At 64.7% G+C, this 11669-nt stretch carries 17 protein-coding genes and 1 pseudogene; 3 read left to right on the plus strand and 15 right to left on the minus strand.

The window, feature by feature from the left end:
- The 5 genes from NNI01S_RS32600 to NNI01S_RS32620 all read right to left on the minus strand — a co-directional run.
- Positions 1 to 1049 (minus strand): P-loop NTPase family protein (locus NNI01S_RS32600; RefSeq protein WP_084489470.1); only part of this gene is annotated, 1049 nt, incomplete at its 3' end.
- Positions 1049 to 1360, minus strand: coding sequence for a hypothetical protein (locus NNI01S_RS32605; protein WP_063025356.1), 312 nt, complete (start codon positions 1358 to 1360; stop codon positions 1049 to 1051). The genes NNI01S_RS32600 and NNI01S_RS32605, both read right to left, overlap by 1 nt.
- 1 nt (position 1361) lies before the next feature.
- Positions 1362 to 1925, minus strand: coding sequence for a DUF2637 domain-containing protein (locus NNI01S_RS32610; protein ID WP_245676471.1), 564 nt, complete (start codon positions 1923 to 1925; stop codon positions 1362 to 1364).
- A gap of 95 nt (positions 1926 to 2020) precedes the next feature.
- Positions 2021 to 2254, minus strand: a complete 234-nt coding sequence (locus tag NNI01S_RS32615; RefSeq protein ID WP_157115158.1) for a hypothetical protein — start codon at positions 2252 to 2254, stop codon at positions 2021 to 2023.
- A gap of 2 nt (positions 2255 to 2256) precedes the next feature.
- Positions 2257 to 2715, minus strand: coding sequence for a hypothetical protein (locus NNI01S_RS32620; protein ID WP_063025362.1), 459 nt, complete (start codon positions 2713 to 2715; stop codon positions 2257 to 2259).
- 144 nt (positions 2716 to 2859) lie between these two features.
- Here NNI01S_RS32620 and NNI01S_RS32625 point away from each other — a divergent pair, with 144 nt between their 5' ends.
- The 3 genes from NNI01S_RS32625 to NNI01S_RS35120 all read left to right on the plus strand — a co-directional run bounded on the left by NNI01S_RS32625 (position 2860) and on the right by NNI01S_RS35120 (position 5215).
- The gene (locus tag NNI01S_RS32625) at positions 2860 to 3696 is read left to right on the plus strand and encodes a nitrogen fixation protein NifE (protein ID WP_063025364.1); all 837 of its coding nucleotides are present in this window, start codon (positions 2860 to 2862) and stop codon (positions 3694 to 3696) included.
- A gap of 275 nt (positions 3697 to 3971) precedes the next feature.
- Positions 3972 to 4496, plus strand: a complete 525-nt coding sequence (locus tag NNI01S_RS35115) for a hypothetical protein (protein ID WP_369689729.1) — start codon at positions 3972 to 3974, stop codon at positions 4494 to 4496.
- 545 nt (positions 4497 to 5041) lie between these two features.
- A complete protein-coding gene (locus NNI01S_RS35120) occupies positions 5042 to 5215 on the plus strand; it encodes a hypothetical protein (protein WP_157115160.1) in 174 nt (57 codons plus the stop codon).
- Positions 5216 to 5472: 257 nt separating this feature from the next.
- Here NNI01S_RS35120 and NNI01S_RS35125 read toward each other — a convergent pair whose 3' ends face one another.
- From NNI01S_RS35125 to NNI01S_RS32665, 10 genes and pseudogenes are all read right to left on the minus strand, one after another.
- A complete protein-coding gene (locus tag NNI01S_RS35125) occupies positions 5473 to 6219 on the minus strand; it encodes a hypothetical protein (RefSeq protein WP_157115161.1) in 747 nt (248 codons plus the stop codon).
- 224 nt (positions 6220 to 6443) lie between these two features.
- Entirely contained in the window at positions 6444 to 6638 is a 195-nt protein-coding gene (locus NNI01S_RS35130; RefSeq protein WP_157115162.1) for a hypothetical protein, read from the minus strand.
- Between the two features lie 344 nt (positions 6639 to 6982).
- Positions 6983 to 8194 (minus strand): site-specific integrase, encoded by a 1212-nt coding sequence (locus NNI01S_RS32640; RefSeq protein WP_169813056.1) that lies wholly within the window; start codon positions 8192 to 8194, stop codon positions 6983 to 6985.
- Positions 8194 to 8400: a helix-turn-helix transcriptional regulator gene (locus tag NNI01S_RS32645; RefSeq protein ID WP_063025370.1), complete on the minus strand. Its 207-nt coding sequence runs from the start codon at positions 8398 to 8400 to the stop codon at positions 8194 to 8196. The genes NNI01S_RS32640 and NNI01S_RS32645 overlap by 1 nt, the downstream gene beginning before the upstream one ends.
- A gap of 12 nt (positions 8401 to 8412) precedes the next feature.
- The gene (locus NNI01S_RS32650) at positions 8413 to 10122 is read right to left on the minus strand and encodes a replication initiator (protein WP_063025372.1); all 1710 of its coding nucleotides are present in this window, start codon (positions 10120 to 10122) and stop codon (positions 8413 to 8415) included.
- Positions 10119 to 10751, minus strand: a complete 633-nt coding sequence (locus tag NNI01S_RS32655; protein ID WP_063025374.1) for a hypothetical protein — start codon at positions 10749 to 10751, stop codon at positions 10119 to 10121. Before NNI01S_RS32655 ends, NNI01S_RS32650 begins: the two co-directional genes overlap by 4 nt.
- Positions 10748 to 10906: a hypothetical protein gene (locus NNI01S_RS35550; RefSeq protein WP_169813057.1), complete on the minus strand. Its 159-nt coding sequence runs from the start codon at positions 10904 to 10906 to the stop codon at positions 10748 to 10750. The genes NNI01S_RS32655 and NNI01S_RS35550 overlap by 4 nt, the downstream gene beginning before the upstream one ends.
- Positions 10903 to 11073, minus strand: coding sequence for a hypothetical protein (locus tag NNI01S_RS35135; RefSeq protein ID WP_157115163.1), 171 nt, complete (start codon positions 11071 to 11073; stop codon positions 10903 to 10905). The genes NNI01S_RS35550 and NNI01S_RS35135 overlap by 4 nt, the downstream gene beginning before the upstream one ends.
- Positions 11070 to 11384 carry a hypothetical protein gene (locus NNI01S_RS32660; protein WP_157115164.1) on the minus strand — a complete coding sequence of 105 codons (315 nt, stop codon included), beginning with the start codon at positions 11382 to 11384 and terminating at the stop codon, positions 11070 to 11072. Before NNI01S_RS32660 ends, NNI01S_RS35135 begins: the two co-directional genes overlap by 4 nt.
- 11 nt (positions 11385 to 11395) lie before the next feature.
- Positions 11396 to 11669: pseudogene (locus NNI01S_RS32665) on the minus strand (FtsK/SpoIIIE domain-containing protein); the annotation flags it as partial.

Here is an 11669-nt window from a genome sequence, read left to right on the forward strand (position 1 = left end):
ATCTGGGTCTTCTCATCCAGACGCAGGGCGATGCGGATCGGGATCAACTGACGTTGCGGCAGGGTGTCTTTCGACGGGTCCTGCACACAGGTGACCACGCAGATACCCGGCGCCCGCCCCTGGGTGAGCAGCTTGCCGTAATGGCGGTCGAACTTCTTGATCGTGTCGGGTTCAGCGTACGAAGTCATCGCCGCCGCCTCGTCCACGATGATCACGATCAGCGGTTCATCCACGGTCGGGACGTGCTTCTCGATACCGGCTTCCATGCACCGCGCGGCCCGTTCCAACATGAGGGCTTCGGCGTCGGCCATCATCGCGACGATGCCCTCGTCGGTGTACTCGAAGCGGGTCAGCAGCGCTTTGCCGCGCCCGAACTCCATCCCGCCCTTCGGGTCCGCTACCCACAGTTCCACCAGGCCGGAAGCGATGGCCGGGGCGAGTCCGGCGATGATCGCCCACACCAAACCGCCCTTACCGGCGTTGGTGCCGCCCGCGATCAGCAGATGCCGGTACAGCAGCGCCAGATACCAGGTGCCGCCGTCTTCCAGCACGCCGACGGGGATCGCCTCCAAGTCCACACCGTTGTGGACCCCCGACGCCCTTGTCGGGTCCGCGAGCGTGTCGAACACCCGCAGTTGGAGCCGAACCACCCCCGGATCAGGGAAAACCACCGTCACGTTCGGTACCGCCAGCACTTGCGCGAATGCGTCGAGGGCGTCCTCACCGGCCCAGTCCTTGCGGGTCTGTCCGGCCATCATCAGCAGGTCGATCTGGAGGCCGTAGTCGGTGTACACCCAGTCCTCCAGCGTCGGGAAACCGCTCTCGGCCGAGCCGAGCCCCAGCGCGGTGAACATGTACTGCTGCTGCCGCAGATCAGCGACCACCAGCACCGCCGTGCGCAGCTCGACCGGAGCAGCCGCGGCGACCTCACCGGCATCACCAGCCGGTTGCACGCCTGTACCGAACGCGGCGAGTGACCGCAGCCACCAGAACGCTGAGGCCCCCGTGCACAGACCGCTGGCGAGCATGACCGTTCCCGCGACGCTCATCAGAATCCCCACCTTTCCGAGCCGCGCTCCAGCTCGCAGAACAGGCGGCACCCCTCCGGCGCCGGGGACGCAGCCGGGGCCTTGTCGGTATTCGGTCGACCGAGACCGGCGTCCTCGCAGAACATCACGCACCCGCGCGGAGCCGGAGCAGCCGGAGTCTCGGTTGTGGTGGCTACCGCCGAGGAGGACGCAGCGGCCGGGACGATCGGGGCCGGAGTATCCGAGGTCTGGTCCACCAGCACCCCGACACCGGCCAGCACGCTCACCAGCGCCGACACACCCGTCGCCACAGCAGGAACAAATGCAGTCATCTCAACCCCCAACAGGGACAGCGATCGGCAGCATGGTTTGCTGCGGTCGCGCAGAACGAACAGGAATGTGGACCGGCGCGTCAGGCACCGGGCGAAGCTCAGCCGCCCGCACCGGCTCAGGCACCGGCAACGGCTCGGGCTCGGGCTCGGGCTCGGGTACGGATACCGGTTGCGGCTCAGGCTCAGGTGTTGTCTGCTTCGCGACGGGCTCGACCACCGGCACCGGCTCGGAAGCCGAAACGCGGTGCACCCTGCGGAACAACAGAGCCAGCCCGTGAGTGTCGGCCAACAGGCTTATCGGTGCCACCGCCGCGACCACCGCCGCAGCCCAGCCCGGCAGCGGATGACCGGAAGCGACCGCGTGAATGCTGTTGCCCGCCACCGACACCGCCGCCCCGATACCGAGCACCCAGGCGAAGAACCGGCGGTCGGACTTCTCATCCGAAGCCAGCACCCCAGCGGTAGCCAGCAGGATCGTGCCGTCCACGATCAACGGGAACAACCAGGCATCATCAGCCGGAATCCGGGCCAGCACCCCGAGGTCGCGAAGCGTGGTGAACGACAACCGGAACGCCGCCGCCGCCACCGCGATGCTGATGATCGCGGCGGACCAGCGAGCCCAGCGCTTCCACCCCGACTGCTGCTGATCCGCCGCACTCATCACGCCGCCTTATCCGCCGACGCGGACACCACGGCATCGTGCTCGGCCAGAACACCCGGCAGGGCTTCGGCCAGCGTGCGCGCGTCCTCGATGCTCAGGCACAGATACGCACGCGCGTCAACCAATTCGATGAACACCGTCGCCGGGACCGAACCGTGTTCCGTTTCACGCTCAGGGTGGTACTCGGCGGTGATCCCGTCATAACCGGAAACGCTCGTGTGGAAGAACGACATGATCACGCCGCCTTACCGGTCGGACGGGCCGCACCCGGATCAGCCGGAGCCTGCTTCGCACCCGAGGTATCGCCCTTGATCCCCGTCGCACGGATCATGAAGCCGATCGACTTGAACTGGCCGTTACCGACCACGCGAGGCTTGAGCAGCAGCCCCTCCAGCTCGATCGGACGCAGGCCCTCCATAACCTCCGGCTCCGAAGGAACCGGCATCTGATCAGCAACAAACGTGATGTCGAAACTGGCCTGGTTCGCCTTGCCGCCCGCCCGGTCCATGATCGTTGCCTTCCACAGGCGCTTACCCGAGCCGTTGCCCTCCCGGTCGTAGTCGACCGCCTGACGCTTCGGCGCGTTGCGGTCCTCGCTGAACTCGGTCTGCGCCTCGATGTCGCCGAGAAGCAGCACGCCCTTCGGGAACACCGAACGGAAATCGGTCGGAATCCACATGTCCTTCAATGCCATTGCTCAATCTCCTCGTTGGTAGTAGCTCGACTCGTTTACACCCTCTAAACTCAATAGATGCAAAACGCTCGGATCGGTTTAGGGGGGATAAACTCAGGCTACGTCGGTCAGCCCCACGAGTCAAGACCCTCTAAACTCACACTCGTGGCAACCCCCGATGACTTCGACCAGGTGCGGAACGATCCGGACCCCATCCGGCGTGGACAGAGGGCGACCGACCTCATGACCGTCTACCAGCAGCGCGCCACAGAGCTTGCGCGGTTGCGCAAAGCGGCCATTGAGGAAGCGCATCGCGAGCGGGGAATGAGCTACACCGAGATTGCAGAACTACTCGGGCTCACAAAGGGCCGTATCAGCCAGATCCGCACCACCGCACCAAAGCCCGAGCGGGCGTTCTTCGGTGTCGGTCCCGTGGCAGTCGGAATCCCTCGCCGTTTCGGCTTCGAGGAAGGACGCGAACGCCCCTTCTTCGACGCCTCCGATCAGGCAACACAGGAGGCGCTCGAAGCGACTCTCACACGGCTGTCGCTGGCATCTAGTCGATTCGCCATCGATCCAGACACCGCCGAGGTGCCGCAAGGCGACACGGTGGTCATCTGCGGCCCCAAGTCCGCACCTGTTGCGCGGCGACTCCTCGAAGGCGATCCTCTGCTCGACTTCGAGCGCACAGAAGAAGGTTGGTGGATCACCGATGCGCACACTGGTACGCGCCACCAATCACCCTTCCGCCGAGACGGGACCACGCTCACCGACATCGGCTACTTCTCGCGCCGAGCCGACGAAGACCGAGTGATCATCCACATCGCTGGTATCACCAGCGTCGGATCGCTCGGAGTCGCGCACTGGCTCGATCACAATCTCGCGACCCTGTTCAACCCGTCTCTTCGATTTGTCTGCGGCGTTGTCGAAGCGGACTTCGACACAAACTTCACCATCACCGGCAGCCGCCTCATTGTCGGCCCCTACCGTCCTGAAGGCTGACAGTTATGCAGGTTGCCGCAGCCCAACATCCCGCCCAGTCCGGCGATGATCGAATCGTCACCACCGACGATTCAGTCGCCGTCCTTGATGGGGCCTCGTGCTTCGCGGCCGATGGCGCGCCCGCCGCGACGTACGTAGACACACTCAGCGAGGAGTTAGCCCACCACCTTCGGGGCGAGAACCGTGACTTGCCATCCGTCCTGTCAAGCGCCATCGCGGCCACAGCAGTACGACTCAACTTGCATCCTGGCTCTGCCCCCTCAAGCACTGTCGCAATGCTTCGAATCAACCGAGAAACCGTTGAGACTCTGGTGCTCGGAGATTCGACCGCCGTCGTAGGAACGCCAGAAGGCACGTACGAGGTCGTAGTCGACGACCGTCTTGCGCAGCTCGACTTACCTGAGTCCAGGCTCTACCGGAGCCGCCTGGAGTCAGGTGCAGGGTACGACGCCGAACATCGAGCCATCCTCGCGGAACTTCAGCGAAAGGAACGGCTCAGCCGCAACCGGCATGGCGGCTACTGGATCGCCGAGGCCGATCCCCGCGCGGCGACTCACGCACTTGCTGCAAGCTACCCAAGATCGCAAGTCAGTTGGGCCGCACTAGCCACCGATGGAGCGGCTGAGATGCTTGCGCCACTTGGTATTACGTGGCTTGACGTTGCACGCCTAGATTCCTTCGGGCTGGCCGCGATTCTTGCCCGCGCTCATCGTTGGGAAGCAGACGACGACCCTCACGGCCAGCAGCGACCACGCGCGAAGCGCCACGACGACAAAACGGTCGCCGTGATTCACCTCTAGCTAGCTTCGCCCGTGCTTGTGCGAGTTGTTGCCGAATTTCGCCATACAGGATCAAGAGCGCCCCGGCGGCGCTTCGCGCCGCCGCCGCGCCAGGCCGCACCGCGGCGTCCTCGTCGCAGGCTCCTCGGCCACCGGAGCGGCGGGCGCGTCGGCGACACTCGGCCGCCGGGGCGCACGAGTTCCTATCTGGCCGCTTTTCGAACATCCTCGCAGTGCTGGGCACGCCGAGAGCCGTACCCGACCTACCTCCCGCAGTCCGCGACGAATCGGCCGGCACTCTGCCCGGTCCACCGGCTGTGGTCCCGTGGAGCTCCGGACACGTTCACGAGCAGGTCACCGCAGTCAGCCGAGCGGGGCCCCGCCAGGTCACCAGTTCCTCTCCGGCCGTGGCGGTCTGACTGATCCGAGGGCTATCACGGCTCCGGCGGGCATCAAGAGCGCCTACAGCGTCACTACGTGATGGCTGGCGCCACTCTTGACACCCGCCGGAGCCGTGATCGAGACGCCCTCAGCCAGACCACCCCAACCGGAGAGGAACCCGAACGATGATCACCAAGCCCGACACCTGCCAGCTCCGCGGATGCGACCAGCCCGCCGCGGTCCCATTCCTCTACGAGTACCCGACCCACGGCGAGCAGCAGGAGATCCGCTGGCGCTGCCATCGCTGCGAGGCTCAGATTCGCCGCAACATCGAGACCATGGCCCGGTACCCGTACTGATCCCTGAGGGGGCTTCGGCCCCCTTTCCCTGGTTGCCGAACTACTGAGCGTCCTTCGGCCGCTTGGCCCTGGTGTGTGGTGGCCTGCATTGTGTTCACGCGCCCCTCCAGCGTCAAGAGCGCCTACGGCGTCCCTACGGGATGGCTATCGCCACTCTTGACCCCGGAGCCTCTACGCGCGAAAGGCAGGCCGATAAGGGGCAGGCGCAGCCAGCCCGCCTCTGGGTGCAACCCACCACCCAACAGGGCCAGCCCCCGTTAGGCATCGACTTTGTCGAGCACCACCGACACGGACTCAAGAAAGTCATGATGCTTCTGAATCCAGGCTCTGAACGCTATCTCAGGGGGACTTTCCTGAAACGGAGTGTTCTCAAGGTCAGGGTTCTCCAGATAAGTCTCGACGTTCAGCACGTAGAAGCTGGCCTCGTTGTGGACGTCCAACCAATGCTCCAGTACTTCTGGAACCCCGAGGGCTCGCATCATCCGTACTGCCGCTGCGAGCGTCACCAACGTCTCGTGCACTCGCTCACAGGCGAGCTCGAAGTCAGGCGCCGGGAGCCCGTTGACAAGGAACTTCACCTGGCCACGGAGGTTTCCTAACGCATTCAGGACTCGGGAGGCAGAGTCGATCACGTCACGTAGAGCTGCGAGCCGCTCAGCCCTTCGGTCCTTCGCCATCTGCGCATGCTGTACGAGTTCGAACTGTGCGGCCTGGGCATCGAGCTGACGTTGTACGTTCTCGGCCTGGGCATCGAGCTGACGTTGTACGTTCTCGGCGTTGGCCGCTATCTGACTCTTGACGTTCCACCAAGCCCACCCCGCGACACCAAGGGCCACTGCTGCGGCAATCAATGTGGCAATCGGCTGAGTGAACCAACCAGGATCGTGGGGGGCCAGCTTCTCGATCACTTCCGGCGGCACAACGAGTTGAACGTGTTCAGCCGTGCCTGGGTCCACTGAACTGTTCGGTGTAGGCGGTTGCGCCAGCACGATCCCGTCGCCCACGTGCCCCCCTCTCATGCCCCCGGCGTGCCTCAATCACGGCGAACTAGGGGTTAACCTCGGTCAACATCGAACGCTTCAGCTTCGACACTCTAAGAGGAAAAATCCCCCCGACGTGGCGATACGTCGAGGGGATCGTGTGGTCTCAGCTGGGATCGAACCAGCGACCTTCCGCGTGTTACGTGGACGCCAGTAGCCATCCAAGCTGGCCCCTCGCCTTGCTGGACTCAGACCGGCGCTGCGTTTGCGACGACACTTGACAAGACGGAAGAACCGGAAAGCGCAGCTGCGGGAACCACACTGAACCAACGGGAACCGATCATCTTCATCACCCGCCCTTCTGAGTTACCAGCCTGAAACCAGGCCATCAGGATAGGAACGATGTTCAGCATCACGGCCATCCCAAACAAGATGGTCAGCACCAGCCCCGACGCAAGCGTCGGTCTCAATCCAGCGACGCGAGGGTACATCGACAGATGCTCTGTTGTCGAGCCGTTGCTTCTACACGCTCGCGACGACCACCGGTTCAGTCCGCAGACCGTCCGCAATACCCTTCCCGACTGCCCACGGCCACCAACGATCCGACATGCCGAACTCGCTGCTCAGGCACGCCGCGCCCACAACCGCCAACGCCACCCGAAAGCTACAAATGTCGAGAGCGACAAAAAACTCAAAAACCGTTGTCCGAAAGGACGTGTGGGTTCGAGTCCCACACTCGGCACCAAGGTGAAACGCAGTTTCTGCGATTGCCACTCTCCTCACTCCCTCACGCGGTCCGCAGGTAGTCCGCAGCTGCGATCGCTCCGGCGTCCATCGCGTCGGCCACTGTGTCCAGATCATCCGGGAACAGATGCCCGTAGAGGTCCAGGGTCAGAGTCGCCGTCTTGTGCCCGAGCATCCGCTGAACGACCTTGATGTTCGCCCCCGCGCTGATCGCCAGGGACGCGGCCGTGTGACGCAATCCATGCGGCACGACTCCGGCCAATCCGACATCGTTCGCCGCCTGGTCGAATACCCACCGGAACTCCGTCGAGGTCAGGTAGCCGCCCTTGTGACTCGGGAACACCAGCGCATCCCGCCGCCGACCCTTCAACAGGTTCTCCAGGTCCTTCGACAACGTTCCCGGCACCGGCACCGCGCGAGTGGTGTGATTCTTCGTGTCCGTTTCCACGATGCCCTCTCCCGTGACACCAGTTGCCGAACGACGGACCCAAATGCGCCGACGCTCCAAGTCGACATCAGCCGTCCGCAACGCGATCGCCTCACCGAACCTGATCCCGGTATAAGCCAGCATGAACACCATCGTCCGGAACCGCCCCGCAGCCAGAGCCAGGCGCATTACCTCCACGTGCGTCAGATAGCGCCGCTCCCCCGCCAACATCGACGGCAGATCGATGTCTTCGGCCGGATTCACCGGCAGCCGCTTCGCCTTGATCGCGAACTTCAGAACCTGACTGAGCACCTGATAGGACTGAATAACCCGTGACGCCGACAGACCACGCCCCTCGAATCGAGAACTCCCCGATACAGAAAGGTTCACCACCCATTCCTGAATATCCTCGAATTCGATATCACGGAGCGGAACAGCGCCCCAGCGAGGAATCACGATGGTGTCCAGAAGGGACCGATAGCCTGCCACAGTTTTCGGTTTGCGAAATTTTTTCGTGGCGAACCACTTCTCTGCGACCACCTCGAACAGCACGCCGCTACGGTCGGGATCAACCCAGGTTCCGGTGACCACCTTCGTCGTCACGTCGCTATCGAGGAACTTCTGGGCAGCGGCCTTCGTGTCGAACGAGCGCGACCTCTCGACACCGTTCGGGTCGACATACCGAGCCCGCCACCGCTTGCCCTTGCCGAAACGCTCCTCCGACTTGACCTTCTTCTTGGTCACCTTGCCGGTCTCCGGGTCGACCTCGACCACCGTGGGATACCACCGATCCTCGATACCCGACCGAGGATTACGCCGCGTCACCATCAGGCAGCCTCACCGGAACCGGTCAGCTTCTCCTGCTCAGCGATCCATGCCAGCACGACCGACTTACGCCACACCCGCCGACGCGGACCCAGCTTGAAACTCGCCGGACCAGAACCAACGTGCGCCCACCACCGCCACGTCGCTTCCGGAATCCCAGTCAGCGCCTCGCAGTCCTTGGCCCGCAGGTACGTCTCTTCCTCGCTCATGTCGCTCCCTCCCTATGCTGCTTGCTGAATTGCCGAATGTTCTTGCTGTGCCCCCGCACCCGCCGCCAATAGGGCGTTGGTGTACTCCGCGCGCCATTTCGTGCGTTGGGCGATCGCGGCCAGGATCAGGTGATCGCGCGGTGGGGCAGACTGGTCACCGGGCTCGACCGGCCGGATGATCAGGTGCGAGGTATCCGGCTTGTGGATGCCGACCGAGGCAAGCAGTTGCCGAACGAACTCCGCCCGATCGGCCTTGTGATCCGGAAGCGTCTTCCCGCTCCAACGACGCGACACCAGCACTCGACGGCCGGGCAGGCCGAGGGTGTCTCGCCGGTGTGCCTTGCCCTTGCAGCGGCCGGGAATGGTCTTGTCGCTGGCGCCCTGGGGGATGATGCCGTACCGCAGCCACACCGCGCACCGCGGTGAGCACGGGGTGTGCTGGAGTTCAGCGTGCAGCCGGTCGTAGTGGATCGCGGTGCGGGTCGAGTCGGTTTCCAAGACTTCGCTGATGGACTTCGTGAGGTACTTGGTCACGTACCCGATGGCCCGGTCGGCCTTGTCGCCGGGGATGTAGCCGCGCATGTGGCCGGGATCCATGCGTTCGCCGAACCGCACCGTGTACGCCGGTTCCAGATCGTCAACGGCGTCCAGCACGTCCAGGGCGTCATCCCAGCCGGTCAACGCCTGCCCGCTATCGGGGTCGACGAAGGTCATGGCCCGGTAGTCCCACACCGGCATCTTCTCCCCGGAGTACACCTCGTTGTCCGGGTCGAAGTGCGGCCACCACACCTGGTGATACGTCGCCGCGGTCACCATCCGCAGAATCTCCCGCGAGATGACGCCACGCAACAACAAGTGCAGGTGCGGAGCGCCCCGCTTCTGCGGTTCGACGGTCGCGAAGTACTGCACGTCGTAGCCGACGCAGCGGCGCAGGTTCTGTATCCAGCGGTCGACCAGCTTGGAGAAGAACACGATGTCCCGCGCCGCCCGCGCGTAGTCGTACTCGTCAGGTCGGCGGGGCGAACCGTCCGAGCACGGCTTGTCCTCCGAGTCCACCGCGCCGTCCTGATTGATCGACCCGTAGGACGGCATCGTGAGCGTGACCATCATCGAAGACCGGTAGCCGCCGATCACGCGGCCGATCGTGTGCCGTTCGACCTTCTTGCGGGGTAGGTTCGGCACGTCCTGACGCCGCTTGGTCGAGCGAGACCGCCGCTTCCGGTCGGTCGGGTCCAGTGGTGGGATGGGGCCGCGGAACCCGGAGTCTCGAAGGTCGCGGTCGAGACTGCCGACCACTTCACCGATGGCATCAGCCATCTCGTCATCACCGTCGTCGCGGGCCTGTCGGTATTGCTGCACCAGATCGGCGCGCGCGGTGAGCAACTCGGTTTGGGTATCGGAGGGGTCGCGGGTTTCCTCGACCGGTTCGACCTCGGCGTGCCAGCCCTCCCGGCATTGGGTCATCCGCAGCCACCGCGCCTTGTCCGCGCACGGCTTGCACACCGAGGCAACGGTCGACTTGCAGGGCGAGGCGACGTATTCGACCTTGCCGGTCCTGGGGTCGAACGATCGCATCGTCACCGGCCGCACGCAGACCCCGAACTTCTCGGCCGCAGCCAAGGCGACATCGGTGAAGTTCGGAAGTGCACGTCGTTCAGCGGCAGTCTGGCGGACCGGAGCAGCCTCGTTGCCGTCGTTGTCGAGGTTGATGGGTGTGGTCATGCCGCGCGTCCTTGTCCCTTGGTCCAGTGGTCGACCCGCGGCAGGATGACGGTCGCGGCGAGGGAATCCGAGCGTCGGAAGGCGAGTTCCACGGTGCCGGGTCCGGTGATTGTGGCGCGGCAGTCCAGGGCGCCGAAGGCGTGCGCCAGATGCGAGACCCGGTTTTCGAAGTCGGCCGGGCAATGCCCGTCGAGCATCCGTAACCGCACCCGATCAGTCGCTATGCCGATGTCGGCCGACAGCAGCCGCGGAATGAACGTGCGGTCACCCCGGTCGATGCTCAGATGGCAGGCCACCATCAGCCGAGCCCAGCGCCGCCGGTAGCGGAACCAGGTCAGGAACCGGACACGAGCCCGCGCGGTGACCCACCGCTCGAACATCTCCGGACGCCGCAGCCGCCAGAGCATGATCCCCGCGATGGACACCCCGACCACCACGACGCCTGCGACCGGTCCCCAGAAAAGGCCGGCCGCGGCCGCGAGGACCACCGGGATGGAGAACATCGGGAACAGCACCGCCCACTGGGCCAGCACGCCGACCGCGATGAATGCCCACCACACGAAATTGAGTGCGGCCAGCCCGATCAGGTCGAACGGGTCACGCTGCCCGCTCTTGGTTGTCGTGGTCACGACTGGTCTCCTTGCTTGGGATCGAACAGCGACAGTTGCCCCGAGCACGGGGCGGAAAGGTCCTTGCGAGGACGCCGCTTGCGGCTGGTCACCTGGTCGGAAGCGGCCTGCACAATCGGGTTGACCTCAGGTGCGGCCGGTCGGGTCTTGCTCATGCCGCCCAGTCCCCGCCGTCGTCGCCGCCGTCCCAGGCCGGGACCGACCCGGTCTCGGCGAGCAGGTGAACCGCGATGCTCACCGGATCGGCACCACGGCGTTCGAGGTGGCACCGCCGCCGTGCTTGCAGGTCAATGACGTTGTCGTCGTAGCGGTGGTTGCTCATGGCTGGGCCTCGATTTCAGGGACGCCGCACACCTCGCAGGTGCGGGAACGGGTGGAATTGCCCAGCGGCCACACGGTGGTGCGCCAGGACTCGGGGAAGGTGTGGCCGTGCTCGACGCACCGGTTAGTGGCCTGGCAGCCGTCACAAGTGACCTTGTCGCCGTCGTAGACCCAGCCGACACCGCCCGCGGAATGGACGGTGAGATACGCGATGGCCTGGGTGATGGAGTCGAAGCAGATCGCTTCGTTCTCGCCCTCGGTGTAGTGATCGCCGCAGGTATCGCAGTACACGACCACATGAACCTCGGTCACGAACCCGCATTTCATGCCGCCACCGGCCCGTCTTCGGACTCGTCGCCGAGGTCATCGGGGTCGAAGTCGCTGTAGTCGGCTTGGGGTGCGAAGTCGATGCCGTGACCGCGCGGGGCGTACTGCTCGCACAGTTCGGCGATGTCCTCGCGGGAGACGAAGTACGAACGCGCCCGCACGATGTTCGGGGTTCCGTCCTCACGCACGTAGGCGACACCGGGTGTGGTGTAAGGAATTTCGTCGCAGCGTGCGCCCCGCTCACGGGCCGAATCGCCGTGCACCATGCCG

It is taken from the genome of Nocardia niwae NBRC 108934 = DSM 45340 (assembly GCF_001613465.1).
Taxonomy (GTDB): Bacteria; Actinomycetota; Actinomycetes; order Mycobacteriales; family Mycobacteriaceae; genus Nocardia; species Nocardia niwae.

Bases quoted from the DNA above. Each gene is read 5' to 3' on its own strand.
- NNI01S_RS32605 (WP_063025356.1), bottom strand. From the start codon at position 1,360: ATGACTGCATTTGTTCCTGCTGTGGCGACGGGTGTGTCGGCGCTGGTG.
- NNI01S_RS32615 (WP_157115158.1), bottom strand. From the start codon at position 2,254: ATGTCGTTCTTCCACACGAGCGTTTCCGGTTATGACGGGATCACCGCC.
- NNI01S_RS32620 (WP_063025362.1), bottom strand. From the start codon at position 2,715: ATGGCATTGAAGGACATGTGGATTCCGACCGATTTCCGTTCGGTGTTC.
- NNI01S_RS35115 (WP_369689729.1), top strand. From the start codon at position 3,972: ATGCTTCGAATCAACCGAGAAACCGTTGAGACTCTGGTGCTCGGAGAT.
- NNI01S_RS35120 (WP_157115160.1), top strand. From the start codon at position 5,042: ATGATCACCAAGCCCGACACCTGCCAGCTCCGCGGATGCGACCAGCCC.
- NNI01S_RS32640 (WP_169813056.1), bottom strand. From the start codon at position 8,194: ATGGTGACGCGGCGTAATCCTCGGTCGGGTATCGAGGATCGGTGGTAT.
- NNI01S_RS32645 (WP_063025370.1), bottom strand. From the start codon at position 8,400: ATGAGCGAGGAAGAGACGTACCTGCGGGCCAAGGACTGCGAGGCGCTG.
- NNI01S_RS32650 (WP_063025372.1), bottom strand. From the start codon at position 10,122: ATGACCACACCCATCAACCTCGACAACGACGGCAACGAGGCTGCTCCG.
- NNI01S_RS35550 (WP_169813057.1), bottom strand. From the start codon at position 10,906: ATGAGCAAGACCCGACCGGCCGCACCTGAGGTCAACCCGATTGTGCAG.
- NNI01S_RS35135 (WP_157115163.1), bottom strand. From the start codon at position 11,073: ATGAGCAACCACCGCTACGACGACAACGTCATTGACCTGCAAGCACGG.